14 protein-coding genes are annotated in these 13,458 nt (G+C 70.1%); 7 read left to right on the plus strand and 7 right to left on the minus strand.

Annotated features, from left to right (window positions below):
• Positions 1–97: 97 nt before the first annotated feature.
• From LBN7_RS07235 to LBN7_RS07245, 3 genes are read left to right on the plus strand one after another with little or no spacing between them, the layout of a single operon-like run.
• Entirely contained in the window at positions 98–1,204 is a 1,107-nt protein-coding gene (locus tag LBN7_RS07235; protein WP_407361381.1) for a hemin ABC transporter substrate-binding protein, read from the plus strand.
• Positions 1,201–2,289, plus strand: coding sequence for an iron ABC transporter permease (locus tag LBN7_RS07240; protein WP_341946543.1), 1,089 nt, complete (start codon positions 1,201–1,203; stop codon positions 2,287–2,289). Before LBN7_RS07235 ends, LBN7_RS07240 begins: the two co-directional genes overlap by 4 nt.
• The gene (locus LBN7_RS07245) at positions 2,286–3,059 is read left to right on the plus strand and encodes a heme ABC transporter ATP-binding protein (RefSeq protein WP_407361382.1); all 774 of its coding nucleotides are present in this window, start codon (positions 2,286–2,288) and stop codon (positions 3,057–3,059) included. Before LBN7_RS07240 ends, LBN7_RS07245 begins: the two co-directional genes overlap by 4 nt.
• Before the next feature lie 77 nt (positions 3,060–3,136).
• Here LBN7_RS07245 and LBN7_RS07250 read toward each other — a convergent pair whose 3' ends face one another.
• Positions 3,137–3,508: a sterol carrier family protein gene (locus LBN7_RS07250; protein WP_116634059.1), complete on the minus strand. Its 372-nt coding sequence runs from the start codon at positions 3,506–3,508 to the stop codon at positions 3,137–3,139.
• 75 nt (positions 3,509–3,583) lie between these two features.
• On the opposite strand from LBN7_RS07250, the gene LBN7_RS07255 reads away from it, so the two are divergent.
• The 4 genes from LBN7_RS07255 (at position 3,584) to LBN7_RS07270 (ending at position 7,655) form a co-directional block, all read left to right on the plus strand.
• Positions 3,584–4,264, plus strand: coding sequence for an NUDIX hydrolase (locus LBN7_RS07255; RefSeq protein ID WP_407361383.1), 681 nt, complete (start codon positions 3,584–3,586; stop codon positions 4,262–4,264).
• 174 nt (positions 4,265–4,438) lie between these two features.
• Positions 4,439–5,716, plus strand: coding sequence for a phosphoribosylamine--glycine ligase (gene purD / locus LBN7_RS07260; protein WP_407361384.1), 1,278 nt, complete (start codon positions 4,439–4,441; stop codon positions 5,714–5,716).
• Positions 5,717–5,826: 110 nt separating this feature from the next.
• A complete protein-coding gene (locus LBN7_RS07265) occupies positions 5,827–6,300 on the plus strand; it encodes a winged helix-turn-helix transcriptional regulator (protein ID WP_407361385.1) in 474 nt (157 codons plus the stop codon).
• Positions 6,297–7,655, plus strand: coding sequence for an MFS transporter (locus LBN7_RS07270; RefSeq protein WP_407361386.1), 1,359 nt, complete (start codon positions 6,297–6,299; stop codon positions 7,653–7,655). The genes LBN7_RS07265 and LBN7_RS07270 overlap by 4 nt, the downstream gene beginning before the upstream one ends.
• A gap of 36 nt (positions 7,656–7,691) precedes the next feature.
• Here the strand turns inward: LBN7_RS07270 and LBN7_RS07275 are convergent, their stop codons facing one another.
• From LBN7_RS07275 to LBN7_RS07300, 6 genes are all read right to left on the minus strand, one after another.
• Positions 7,692–8,420: an amino acid ABC transporter ATP-binding protein gene (locus LBN7_RS07275; protein ID WP_116634054.1), complete on the minus strand. Its 729-nt coding sequence runs from the start codon at positions 8,418–8,420 to the stop codon at positions 7,692–7,694.
• Complete coding sequence (locus tag LBN7_RS07280) at positions 8,417–9,886, minus strand: amino acid ABC transporter substrate-binding protein/permease (RefSeq protein WP_407361387.1); 1,470 nt, start codon at positions 9,884–9,886, stop codon at positions 8,417–8,419. Before LBN7_RS07280 ends, LBN7_RS07275 begins: the two co-directional genes overlap by 4 nt.
• Positions 9,887–9,982: 96 nt before the next feature.
• Complete coding sequence (locus LBN7_RS07285) at positions 9,983–10,513, minus strand: GNAT family N-acetyltransferase (RefSeq protein ID WP_407361388.1); 531 nt, start codon at positions 10,511–10,513, stop codon at positions 9,983–9,985.
• A 123-nt stretch (positions 10,514–10,636) separates the two neighbouring features.
• The gene (locus LBN7_RS07290) at positions 10,637–12,187 is read right to left on the minus strand and encodes a DHA2 family efflux MFS transporter permease subunit (protein ID WP_116634052.1); all 1,551 of its coding nucleotides are present in this window, start codon (positions 12,185–12,187) and stop codon (positions 10,637–10,639) included.
• Positions 12,184–12,807: a PadR family transcriptional regulator gene (locus LBN7_RS07295; protein WP_116634051.1), complete on the minus strand. Its 624-nt coding sequence runs from the start codon at positions 12,805–12,807 to the stop codon at positions 12,184–12,186. Before LBN7_RS07295 ends, LBN7_RS07290 begins: the two co-directional genes overlap by 4 nt.
• Before the next feature lie 73 nt (positions 12,808–12,880).
• Positions 12,881–13,429: a GNAT family N-acetyltransferase gene (locus LBN7_RS07300; protein WP_407361389.1), complete on the minus strand. Its 549-nt coding sequence runs from the start codon at positions 13,427–13,429 to the stop codon at positions 12,881–12,883.
• Positions 13,430–13,458 lie beyond the last annotated feature (29 nt).

The raw sequence follows: 13,458 nt of genomic DNA on the forward strand, positions 1-13,458 counted from the left end.
AAGGGATGAGGTTTGGTTAGGCTCAGCTAAGAAGCCCACGGCCCCGAGCGTAGGGGGCGACCTCGGAGCGCGTCAAGTTTTAGGATAGCCTTGCCTAATGCGTCGCGCCTTTGCCCTCCTCATCGCCGCGGCTCTCGCCGTCGGACTCACCGCGTGCGCCGAGCCGGGTGCGACCGCGGCAGCCCCTTCCGAGTCCGCAGACACCTGCCCCTCGGCATCCGCTCCGCTCTCCTCCCTGGACCTGGTCGACGACGTCCGCGCGGTCACGGGCGGGTCGACGGCCTGCCTGTCGAGCCGCGCGATCGAGGCGGTCGACGACGACACCGCGCCGAAGCTGCCGGTGACCGTGACCGACAGCGAAGGTCGCGAGGTCGAGATCACCGACATCGATCGCATCCTTCCCATCGACATCTCCGGCACGATCGCCGCCACGGTGTTCGCGCTCGGCCTCGGCGACCAGGTGGTCGGCCGCGACTCGTCGACCGCCTTCGCCGGCACCGAGGAGCTTCCCGTCGTGACCAGGACCGGGCACACCCTCAACGCGGAGGCGATCCTCGAGCTCGCGCCGACCGTGATCCTGACCGACACCTCGATCGGGCCGAAGGAGATCCGTCAGCAGCTGCGCGACGCCGGCATCGCCGTGATCGTCGTCTCCAGCGACCGCCGCATCGACACGACCGACGAGCTCGTCACCGAGATCGCCACCGCGCTCGGCGTGCCGACCCGCGGCGACGCCCTCATCGAGCGGCTGGATGTCGCCCTCGACGCCTCTCTCGCCGAGATCGCCGAGGTGGTCCCGGCCGCCGAGGAGGATCGCGCCCGGATGCTCTTCCTCTACGTGCGCGGCAACGCGAACGTGTACTACATCTTCGGCGAGGACTCCGGCGCCGATTCGCTCATCGACGCCGTGGGCGGTGTCGATGTCGCCGGCGAGATCGGCTGGGAGGGCATGAAGCCGATGACGGCCGAGGCGCTCGTCGCCGCACGCCCCGATGTGCTCGTGATGATGACGGACGGCCTGGAATCGGTCGGCGGCATCGACGGGCTCATCGAGCGGATCCCCGCGGTCGCCGAGACCCCCGCCGGTGCCAACCGTCGCGTGATCGACATGGCCGACAGCGAGATCCTCAGCTTCGGGCCGCGCTCCGCCGACGTCATCGGCGCTCTCGCCCGCGCCCTGTACGCCCCCGAGCCCCAGCAGTGACCTCGACGGCAGCGACCTCCGAGGTCGTCACCTCGACGCCGGGTGCGCATCGGGGGCTGCGCTTCGTCCTGGTCCTGGTCGGCCTGATCGTCGCGCTCGCGATCACCTGCATCGCCTCGATCACGAGCGGGCAGTACGACCTGTCCCCCACGGCCCTCGTCGGCGTGCTGCTGCGCGGCATAGGCATCGACACCGCGTGGGCCCCGTCCGCCTCGACGGACTACGGGGTGATCTTCAACCTGCGGATGCCGCGCCTCGTGCTCGGACTGCTCGTGGGCGCTGCCCTGGCCGTCTCGGGCGTGCTCATGCAGGCGATCTTCGGCAACCCGCTGGCGGATGCCGGCGTCGTCGGCGTCTCCTCGGGCGCTGCTCTCGGTGCCGCGGGAAGCATCACCCTGGGCCTCGCCACGTTCGGGATGTGGACCACACCGGCATTCGCCTTCCTCGGCGGCCTCGCGGCGGTGCTCGCCGTCTACTTCATCAGCCGTTCCGGAGGGCGCACCGAGGTCGTGACGCTGCTGCTCACCGGCATCGCGATCAACGCGATCGCGGGCGCGGGCATGGCGTTCTTCACCTTCCTGGGCACGACGTCGACCCGCGAGCAGATCGTGTTCTGGCAGCTCGGTTCGCTCAACGGCGCCCTCTGGTCGAACATCCAGCTGATCGCCCCGCTCGTGGGGATCGGCATCGTGATCGCCCTCATCGTGGCCCCCACGCTCGACCTCTTCTCCCTCGGCGAGCGCACCGCTCGGCACCTCGGCGTGAACGTCGAGCTGCTGCGGATGGTCGTGATCGTGACCGTCGCGATCCTGGTCTGCGCGGCCGTCGCCTTCGCGGGCATCATCGGCTTCGCGGGTCTCGTCGTGCCGCACCTGATGCGCATGGTGATCGGTCCCGCGCATCTGCCGCTCGTGATCGCGTCCGCGGTCGGAGGAGCGCTGCTCATCGCCGTCGCGGATCTCGTCGCGCGCACCGCGGTGCCGCTGGCCGACCTGCCGATCGGCATGATCACCTCGCTCGTGGGCGGGCCGTTCTTCCTCTGGCTGCTCGTGCGCACGCGGCGGCGCTCTGGAGGGTGGGCATGAGCGTGCGGCTGCGCGGCGCCGACCTCACGGTGCGCGTCGGCGAGGGACGCGCGATCCTCGAAGACGCATCGATCACGATCCATGCCGGCGAGATCCACGCACTCGTGGGACCCAACGGCGCCGGCAAGACCACGCTCTTCGGCGTCCTCGCGGGCGATGTCCCCGCGCAGTCCGGTGAGGTCGTCCTCGACGATCAGCCGATCGGAGACGTGCGCGCCCGGGTCCTGGCACGGCAGCGCGCGGTGCTCCTGCAGGAGAACACCGTGACGTTCCCGTTCCGCGCCGAGCAGGTCGTGCGGATGGGACGGGCGCCCTGGGCCCGCACCCCCGCCGCGGACGACGACGATCTCGTGGTCGCCTCGGCGATGGACCTGACCGAGGTGACGGCGCTGCGCGCACGTGCGGTGACCTCGCTCTCCGGCGGCGAGCGCGCCCGCGTCGCCCTCGCCCGCGTGATCGCCCAGAGCACCGGCATCCTGCTGCTCGACGAGCCCACGGCCGCACTCGACCTCAAGCACCATGAGGACGTGATGCGGCTGATCCGCGCACGAGCGGATGCCGGAGTCGCCGTCGCGATCGTGCTGCACGATCTGAACGCCGCCCTCGCGCACGCCGACCGGGTCACGCTGCTCTCGGAGGGCCGCGTCGTCGCCGCCGGCCCTCCCGCCGAGGTGCTCACGGCCGTGCGCATCGAGGAGGTCTACGGCCAGCCCGTCGACGTCTTCCCGCACCCCGTCACGGCCGTGCCCCTGGTCGTCGCCCGGCGCTGAGGGCACGTGACCGTCCCGCGCGACGATGCTTCGACACACCCTGGGTCCCTGAGCCTGTCGAAGTGGCCCGATGCAGACTAGGGACGCAGCGGCAGCACGTCCACGAGGCTGGCACGAGTTCCGGAGGCCGCGATGCGCCCTGCCGTCTCGGCATCCGTCCAGATCTCGGCACCCGTGGCGACGGCGATCCAGGTCGCGGCATCCATCTCGACGACGTTCGGCGGGGTGCCACGCGTGTGCCGCGGCCCCTGGATGACCTGCACGGCCCCGAAGGGCGGCACACGCACCTCGACGCTGTTGCCCGGGGCCTTCTCGTCGAGCAGCTGCAGCAGGTAGCGCACGGCGGTGGCGAGATCGGTGCGCTGCGGCGTCGAGCCGGCGGCATCCGCGGCGCGCACGGCGTCGAGGGCCGCGCGTCCGTCGATGATGTCGATCCTGCGGGAGGGCATGAGAACGAGGGTACGCGCACGAAACCGCCTCGCGCGCCCGCCCCGAACGCCTCCGACAGGCATAGGCTCGAATCGATGAGCCCCGACCCCGACACCCTGCACGGCGCCCGCGCCGAGCTGCTCGCGACAGCACAGCGCAGCGACGGGTGGGCGAAGGGCTTCCCTGCGGTGTTCGACGGCGCGCACCCGGCATCCGTGCTGGTGCTCTTCGGCCGGCTCGACAGCATCCCGGCGCAGACGGACGAGCGCACCGTGGCCGCCGACCTCGATGTCCTGCTGCAGCGGCGCGCCGCCACCCTCTCGTCGCACCCCGGGCAGGTCTCGTTCCCCGGCGGACGCCGCGAGAAGACGGATGCCGATGCCATCGCCACCGCGCTCCGCGAGGCGCAGGAGGAGACCGGCCTCGACCCCGCGGGCGTCGAGATCCTGGCCACGCTGCCGGAGATCCCGCTCGCGGCCAGCAACCACCTGGTCACGCCGGTGCTGGGCTGGTGGCGGTCCCCGTCGCGCGTCGTCGCCGTGGACCACGCCGAGACCGTGGACGTCTTCCGCGTGCCGGTCGCGCAGCTGCTCGACCCCGAGACCCGTTTCACCTCGACGCTTCATCGGCTCGGGCAGACGTTCCGCGGGCCCGCGTTCGACGTCGACGGCACGATCGTCTGGGGCTTCACGGCGATGGTGCTCGACGCGCTCTTCGACGCCGCCGGCTGGACCCTGCCCTGGGACCGCACGGTCGAGCGCCCGATCGAGCTCTGACACGCGCCGCGGCGCGAGGCGAGAGCGCGCCCGTCTGCGTTCACAATGCAGCAAGAACTCGCCCGGAACGCCCTGAAACTCCCCGGACACGCACCTTCCATCGCGATTCGACTGAATCGTGAACGCCGCACGCGCACACCGAAACGCGACGGCCGCGCTCGGTAGGCTGGACCGGTGAAGATTCTCGTCCTCGGTTCCGGTGCTCGTGAGCACGCGATCATCCTCGCTCTGCGGGCAGAGCACGCGGAGCACGAGATCTTCGTCTCCCCCGGCAACGCCGGCATCGCGCAGGACGCGACCCCCGTCACGGTCGACCCGCTCGACGGCGCCGCGGTCACCGCGTTCGCGAACGAGCACGCGATCAACCTCGTCGTGGTCGGCCCCGAGGCCCCTCTGGTCGCTGGTGTCGCCGACGCCCTGCGCGCCCACGGTGTTCCGGTGTTCGGACCGGGCAAGGCGGCGGCGCAGCTCGAGGGCTCGAAGTCGTTCGCGAAGCGCGTGATGGATGCCGCCGGCGTGCCGACCGGACGTGCCGTGCGCGCCTCGACCCCGGCCGGCGTCGAGGACGCGTTCGACCAGCTCGGCGCACCGTACGTGGTCAAGGCCGACGGGCTCGCGGCGGGCAAGGGCGTCATCGTGACGTCCGACCGCGCCGAGGCGCTCGCGCACGCCGAGCACTATCTCCCCTCGGGCCCTGTGCTCGTGGAGGAGTTCCTGTCCGGCCCCGAGGTCTCACTCTTCTTTCTGAGCGACGGCGACACGGTGCGCGCGCTCAGCCCGGCGCAGGACTTCAAGCGTGCGCTCGACGGCGACGCCGGCCCCAACACGGGCGGAATGGGCGCCTACTCGCCGCTGCCGTGGCTCGCCGAGCAGTTCGGCAGCGAGAAGGCCTTCGTCGACGAGGTCACCCGCGACGTCGCACTCCCCGTCATCCGCCAGCTCGACGCCGAGGGCACCCCGTTCATCGGCCTGCTCTACGCGGGGCTCATCCTCACTCCCGCGGGCGTCCGGGTGATCGAGTTCAACGCGCGCTTCGGCGATCCCGAGACGCAGATCGTGCTGCCCCGACTCGTCACCCCGCTCTCGGAGCTGCTGTTCGCCGCGGCATCCGGCACCCTCGAGGACCAGCCGCAGCCGGTCTTCAGCGACGACGTCGCGATCACGGTCGTGCTCGCCAGCGAGGGCTACCCCGAGGCACCCCAGACCGGACGCCCGATCGAGGGACTCGAGGATGCGGCCGCCGTCGAGGGCGTGCGACTCGTGCACGCCGCGACCGCGAGCCCGGACGCACCGGGCGGATCGCTGGTCGCGACCGGCGGCCGGGTGCTGAACGTCGTCGCCGTGGCATCCGACTTCCGCACCGCGCGCGATCGCGCCTACGAGGCGATCGGACGCATCCGTCTCGACGGATCGCACTACCGCACCGACATCGCGGCCCGCGTCGCGGACTAGAGGCGCTCCGATCGGAGGATTCCTGCCGAATCGTCCGAGATTCCTGCCAACCTCCGATCTCCGGCCTCACCCGTCTTGACAGCGCTCGCTTTCTTCAAGAAAGTGGGCGGATGCCGCTCCGCTCCGACTGGTCGACCACGACCTGCCCGATAGCCCGTTCCGCCGATGTGCTCGCCGACCCCTGGGTGCTGCTCATCCTGCGCGAGCTGTTCTCGGGCCGGAACCGCTTCGACCAGCTGCGCGACGCCACCGGGGCCGCCGACTCGGTGCTCTCCCGGCGGCTGAGCTCGATGGTCGACGCCGGTCTGCTCGTCCGCGACGACGACCCGCGATCGGGCTACCGCATGACGGATGCCGGCCGCGAGACGCTCCCGATCCTGCACGCGTACGCGCGCTTCGCGCACATCACCGACCCCGAGGGCGAGTGGGGGCTGACGGTGACCTGCGGACGCTGCGGCGAGGTCACGGCATCCGCCGACTGGTGCGCGCCCTGCGCCGCGCCGCTCGACGCCGACAGCACGCGATGGGCGCGGCGCAGCATGGGCGATGTCCCGTTCGCCCTCCTCGCGGGAGTCGTGGCGTGACCGCCGAATCGGTGGAGGAGCCCACCAGCACCCCGACCGGCCGCACCGACGGCAGGCCGCGGCGCTTCCACCCGGCGTGGACGGTCGCACTGGTCGCGCTCATCGCCCTCATCGGCGCCGCCGGGTTCCGCGCCGCGCCGGGTGTGCTGATGGTGCCGTTGGAGGAGGAGTTCGGATGGACGACCGCGGAGCTGTCGCTCGCCGTGTCGATCAACCTCCTGCTCTACGGGCTCATCGCCCCTTTCGCGGCCGCACTGATGCAGCGCTTCGGCATCCGCGCCGTGACCGTCGTCGCGCTGTTCGTGATCGGGGCCGGGGCCGCGCTCAGCGTCTTCGTCGCGACACCGGGTCAGCTGATCCTCACCTGGGGCGTGCTGATCGGGCTCGGCACCGGATCGATGGCGCTCGTCTTCGCCGCCACCATCACCGACACCTGGTTCGCCACCCGGCGAGGGCTCGTGTCCGGCGTGCTCACGGCCGGCAGTGCCACCGGACAGCTGATCTTCCTGCCGGTGATCGCCGCTGCCGCCGAGGACGTCGGCTGGCGAGGAGCATCCCTCATCATCGCGGTAGGAGCGCTCGCAGTCGCGCCCCTCGTCTGGATCTTCCTCCGCAACCGACCGAGCGACCTCGGTGTCACACGCTACGGAGAGACCGAGCCCTACGCCGCACCCGCGCCAGCGCCGCGCGGCTCGGCATGGGGCGCGGCCCGCCTCGCGCTCACCACGCTGCGGGATGCCGCACGCACGAAGACCTTCTGGGCACTCGCCCTCGGCTTCGCGATCTGCGGCGCGACGACCAACGGCCTGATCGGCACCCACTTCATCCCCAGCGCCCATGACCACGGGATGGCGACGACGACGGCCGCCGGGCTGCTCGCGGTGGTGGGCATCTTCGACATCGTCGGAACGGTGTTCTCGGGCTGGCTGACCGACCGTGTGAACCCCCGCATCCTCCTCGCCGCCTACTACGCGCTGCGCGGCGTGAGCCTGCTGTTCCTGCCGAGCCTGCTCTCGGCCGAGGTGCAGCCGAGCATCGTGGTGTTCATCGTGATCTACGGGCTCGACTGGGTCGCGACCGTCCCACCGACGATCGCCCTCTGCCGCGAGGTCTTCGGCACCAAGGGCCCGCTCGTGTTCGGCTGGGTGTTCGCGGCGCACCAGATCGGCGCCGGCATCGCGTCGATCCTCGCCGGGATCGTGCGCGACCACACTGGTCAGTACACGTTCGCGTGGTTCGCGGCCGCCGGCCTGTGCGCGGTGGCGGCCCTGGTCAGTGCGACGATCCGTCGGCACAGGCCCGCCGCACCGGCATCCGATCCCGCCGTCGCGCCCGCGCAGCCCCTCGCCGACTAGGTCGGCGCGGGGTCCGGGCGCGCTCCACCCAGGGGGTCAGAGCACCTTCGAGAGGAAGTCCTTCAGGCGCTCGTTCTTCGGGGCGCCGAACAGCTCGGCAGGCGGGGCCTCCTCCACCACGACGCCGCCGTCCATGAAGACCGTGCGACCGGAGACCTCGCGGGCGAAGCCCATCTCGTGGGTCACCAGCACCATGGTCATACCGCCCGATGCGAGGTCGCGGATGACCTGCAGCACCTCGCCCACCATCTCGGGGTCGAGCGCGCTCGTCGCCTCGTCGAACAGCATGATCTCGGGGTCCATCGCGAGCGCGCGGGCGATCGCCACACGCTGCTTCTGACCGCCGGACAGGGATGCCGGCTTCGCATCGGCCTTCTCGGCCAGACCCACACGCTCGAGCAGTGACATCGCCCGCTCGCGGGCCTGCGCCTTCGACAGCTTCCCGAGCTCGGTCGGCGCGAGGGTGATGTTCTCGAGCACCGTCATGTGCGGGAACAGGTTGAAGTGCTGGAACACCATGCCGATGCGCTGCCGCACCTCGTCGAGCTTGACGCTCTTGTCGGTGAGGTCGACGCCGTCGATGACGACGTGCCCGGACGTGGGCTCCTCGAGCTTGTTCAGGCACCGCAGCAGCGTCGACTTGCCGGACCCCGAGGGGCCGATGACCGCGACGACCTCGCCGTCTTCGACCGTCAGGTCGATGCCCTTGAGCACCTGGTTGTCGCCGAACGACTTGTGCAGATCCTTGACCTCGATCTTGCTCATGCGTTGAACTTCCTCTCCAGGCGGTTCGCGAGCAGCGTCAGCAGCGTGATCACGACGAAGTAGATGATGGCGACGATGGTCAGCACCTGTGCCGACAGGTAGGTGGAGGCGATGATCTGGCGCGACACGAACGTGAGTTCGGCCAGACCGATGACGCTGATCAGCGACGTGTCCTTCAGGGTGATGATGCCCTGATTGACGAAGGACGGGATCATGATGCGGAATGCCTGCGGGAGCACGACCTTCTGCATCGTCTTCCAGTGCCCGAGACCCAGCGAGCGGGAGGCCTCGGCCTGACCGGGATCGACCGCCTGGATGCCGCCGCGGATGATCTCGGTCATGTACGCACCCGTGTTGAGCGACAGCGTGATCGCGCCCGCGACGAACGGGTTGAACGTCAGACCCGGGAACAGCTGCGGGATGGCGAAGAACACGAAGAACGCCTGCACGAGGATCGGCGTGCCGCGGAACACGAAAACGTAGGCCGTCGCGAGCCAGCGGAACGGCGCGAACTTCGAGATGCGTCCGAAGCCGAACACCAGTCCGAGGATGAAGGCGGCCACGAGCGCGACCAGCGTGGCGAGGATCGTGAGCCAGAGGCCCTGCATGAGCGCCGGCCAGTACTGCACCGCGACCGAGAAGATGTCGGTCGCCTGCGCCGACTTCTCGCCGCCCGCGAGATACGTGTCGACGATCTTGTCGTACTCGCCGGATTCCTGCAGGTTCGCGAGACCTGCGTTGAACATCTCGATCAGCTCGGGGTTCATGCCCTTGTTGACCGCGAAGCCGTACTCGCCGCCGAGCTCGGGCTCGCCGACCAGGCGGAATCCGGAGCCCTGCTGGATGCCGTAGGCCAGCACCGGGAAGTCCTCGAAGTAGCCGACGGCCTGGCCGGCCTTCACGGCGTCGACCATGTCGGTCGTGTCGGAGTAGGGGGTGACGGTGAAGCCGTACTCGTCCTGGTTCTCCTCGGCGAAGGTCTGCCCCTGCGTGCCGGTCTTGACCGCCACGGCCTCGCCGTCGAGGTCGTCGAGGGACTGGATGTCGCTGGACTCGAGAACGCCGAGCTGGATGCCGCTGGTGAAGTACGGCTCACTGAAGTCGAACGTCTGCTCGCGCTCCTCGGTGATCGACATGCCGGCCATGACGGCATCCACCTGGTTCGCCTGCAGCGCCTGCACGGCCGCGTCGAACCCGAGCTGTCGGATCTCGACCTCGAAGCCCTGATCCGCAGCGATCGCGCGGAGCAGATCCATGTCGATGCCGACGAGGTCGCCGCTCGCATCGGTGAACTCGAAGGGCGCGAACGTCGTGTCGGTGCCGATGACGTAGGTCTCGCCGTCTTCGGCGGCGACGGCGCTCGACGCCCCGCCGAGAAGGGCGCCGGCGGCGACGAACGCGGTCAGCGCGGTCGCGACGGCGGTGCGGCCGAAGCGGCGCAGGCGCGCGGAGGGAGTGCGGATCACGACGGATGCTCCTCGGGATCGGATGATGCGACCGGACAGCCGCCGATCATCCACCCTAACGGGCGGCCGCTCACACCTCCGGTTCGCCGGCGCCTGTCAGAGAGCGATCCAGTACCGGCGCAGCATCCCCTGCCCGCGCTCGGACTGGTCGCTCACGTCCTGCAGGACGCCACCCGCCTTCTCGATCGTGCGGGCGGAGGCGACGTTGTCGACGTCGCAGGTGAGGAGCACCCGCTCGAGCCCCAAGGCACGGGCACGGTCGAGCCCGAGGGCGAGGGCAGCCGACGCGTGACCCTGACGTCGCCGCGACGCACGGACCGCGTAGCCGATGTGGCCGCCCGCCTCACGGAGCCAGTCGTTGAGCTCGTGCCGGAACGAGAGGAAGCCGATGACCTCACCCTCGTCGACCATCCAGTAGAGATCGTTGTGCACGAGACCGTCCGGCAGCTCCGCGGAGGTGTCGGCGTGCAGCGTCGCCTTCTCGATGAGGGCCTCGAGCGTCTCACGGTCCGGCGTGACAGGCGCCGACAGACCCGATCCATCGACGTGCCCGTCACCGAACTCGGAGACCGCCTCGGCCCAGCTGTCGAAGAGGTCGGTGGTCGGTCGGATGAGGTCGATCGTCATCCGCCGATGACATCACGATCGTCGGCAGAGACGCAAAACGGCTCAGCGACGAATCCGGCGCCCGCTCAAGTCGCGAAAAGGCACCCATCCGCGACCGGGATGGGTGCCTTCTCGCGACGGGAGCTACTCGATCGGAGCGGATGCCGTGACGTCGGGCTGTGCGGCGGGCGCACCCTTCGGAGCTCCGCGCAGGAACAGCGAGGCGACGAGCGCGACGAGGATCACGACGGCGGGAAGCAGGATCGCCTGCGACATGCCGGCGGAGAAGCCTTCGGCGACGGCATCCGGCAGCGCTCCGCCCGAACCGATCGAACCCGCGGCATCTCCCATGCCGGGGAGGTTTGCCTCGAGCCGCGCCTGCATGAAGGTCGCGATCGCGGCGGAGCCCACGACCGAGCCGATCGTGCGCGTGGTGTTGTAGATGCCGGCACCGGCGCCCGCCTGGCGCATCGGCAGCATCCGGGTGGCGGTCGTCGCGAGCGGTCCCCACATGCCCGCGCTGCCGATGCCGAGGAGCGCCGACGGGAACAGGAACATCCAGATCGGCGTGTCCATGTTCACGAGCGACGAGTACCAGAACAGCGCGGCGGCGAAGGCGAGAAGACCGGGGATGAGGATGAACCGCGGGTCGGTCCGGTCGAGGATCCGTCCGGCGAGCGGGGCGAGCACGCCGGACAGCACGGCCATCGGGATCATCAGCAGGGCGGCCTGAGTCGGGGCGAGCCCGCGGGCGATCTGCAGGAAGAACATCAGCGGCAGCGACATGCTCGTCACCGCGAATCCCACGGCGGCGATCGCGACGTTGGCGCCGGAGAAGTTGCGGTCGCGGAACAGGTCGAGCGGCACGAGCGCCTCGCTCTTGGTCTTCCACTGCTGCAGGATGAACAGCGCGAGCACGACGATGCCGGCGATGATCAGGCCCCACACCGAGATCGGGCCCCAGATGACGCCCCAGTCGTACTTCTCCCCCTCCTGCAGGCCGAAGACCACGAGGAAGATGGCGAGCGCGCTGAGCACGACGCCGAGGATGTCGAAGCGGTGCGGGTGCGTCTTCAGACGCGGTACGAGGATCCACGCGGCGACGAAGGCGATCACGCCGACCGGCAGGTTGACGAAGAAGATCCACTCCCAGCCGAGGCCGTCGACCAGCACGCCTCCGAGCAGCGGACCGACGAGGGTCGCCACACCGGCGGTCGCGCCCCACAGCCCCATCGCCGCGCCGCGGCGGTTCGGCGGGAAGGTGCGGGTGATGACGGCCATGGTCTGCGGAGTCATGAACGCCGCGCCGAGACCCTGGACCGCGCGGGCGACGATCAGTCCTTCGAGCGAGGTCGACAGGCCGCACCAGAGCGAGGCGAGCGTGAAGATGGCGAGACCGATGAGGTAGATGTTCTTCGGTCCGAAGCGGTCGCCGAGGCGTCCGGTGATGAGGAGGGGGACGGCGTACGTCAGCAGGTACGCGCTCGTCACCCACACCACGTTGTCGAGGTTGTTCGTGTTCGGGTCGAGCGCGGCCTTGATGGCCGGGTTCGCCACCGAGACGATCGTCGTGTCGACGAGGATCATGAAGAACCCGATGACGAGCGCCCAGAGGGCGGGCCACGGGCTCTTCGGCGCGTTCCCCGCGGCGAACGGCCCGGTCTCGGGGCCGGCGGCCTGTCGTGATTCGGTCATTGCTGTGCAGCCTTTCGCTGAGCGAGGTAGCGGTCGGAGTGGGGGAACTTCGTCGGACCCCAGGGGATGCTGTCGGCGTCGAGGCGGGCGAGCAGGGAGTCGAGCCAGCGCAGCTCGGCCGCGAGGAGGGCCTCCTGGCGTTCGATCTCGACGAGGACCTGCTCGGGGACGGAGTTCGCCCTGGCCTTGGACAGGCCGTCACGGTGCATGGTGTGATCATCGACGAGAGCGACGCGACGTTCCTCCAGCAGCTCGACGACGTCGGCGTGCTCGAGGTTGTGCGCCTCGGCGAGAGCCACGCGGAACTCGGCAGGACGATCGACCTTGGGCAGCTCCCGCCGCACCCAGGCGATGACCGCGTCGCGCCCGGCATCCGTCAGCGTGTAGGTCGTGCGCTCGGGACGGTTGCCGTCCCGGTCGATGCCGACCTCGTCGATCAGTCCGGCCCGCTGCAGCCGCGCCACCGTGTGGTAGAGCGTGCCGTTCGTGATGGTGAGCAGCCGGTCGTCGTGGCGCGTGCGCATGAGCCGCACCATCTCATAGGGGTGCATGTCGGCCTCGCGCAGCAGCGCGAGCACCATCACCCCCATGGGCGTGAGCCGATCCACGGCATCCTTCATGTTCCACCTCGATTAGTCCACGTGGACTATACGCCTTTCGGCGCGGTGGGACAAGACGCGACCGCGCGCCGCCTCAGCGCAACGCGGCGTCGAGCTGCGCTGGGCTCAACGGTCGATCCGCGTAGACGAGGCGCATCACGGACGCATCGGGGTTCCCGGCATCAGGGGCCCGGTGGACGAGAGCGAGGCCGAGCTTCTCGGCGACGTGCGCCGACGCCGTGTTGTGCTCGACCAGGTACGCGACCAGAGGACGGTCGGGATCGATCGCGCGCGCCCGTTCCATGCCGGCCCGCGCCAGCTCGGTCGCGAGTCCCCGCCCGTGATGGTCCGCCGAGATCCGGTAGCCGACGTTCCACACCCGGCCGCCGAGCAGCGTGCATCCGCCGTTGCCGACGACCTGGTCGGTATCGCGCAGACGCGCGACCCACGAACCGAGCCCCGCCTCGGCCCAGCTCCGCCTCCACCTCTCGATCATCTCGAGGGTCTGCGCCGGGTCGGTGTGCCGGAGACTCGGATAGTGCGCCCACACGCGTGGATCGGTCTGGATCGGGAACAGCGCGTCGACGTCGCCGAGGACGGGACGGGACAGACGAAGCCGCTCGGTGAAGGTGTCGTCGCTCACGCCTCCAGGCTAGGCACCCGCGCCGACAC

The organism is Microbacterium sp. LBN7 (genome assembly GCF_045690345.1).
In the GTDB taxonomy this organism is placed as follows: domain Bacteria; phylum Actinomycetota; class Actinomycetes; order Actinomycetales; family Microbacteriaceae; genus Microbacterium.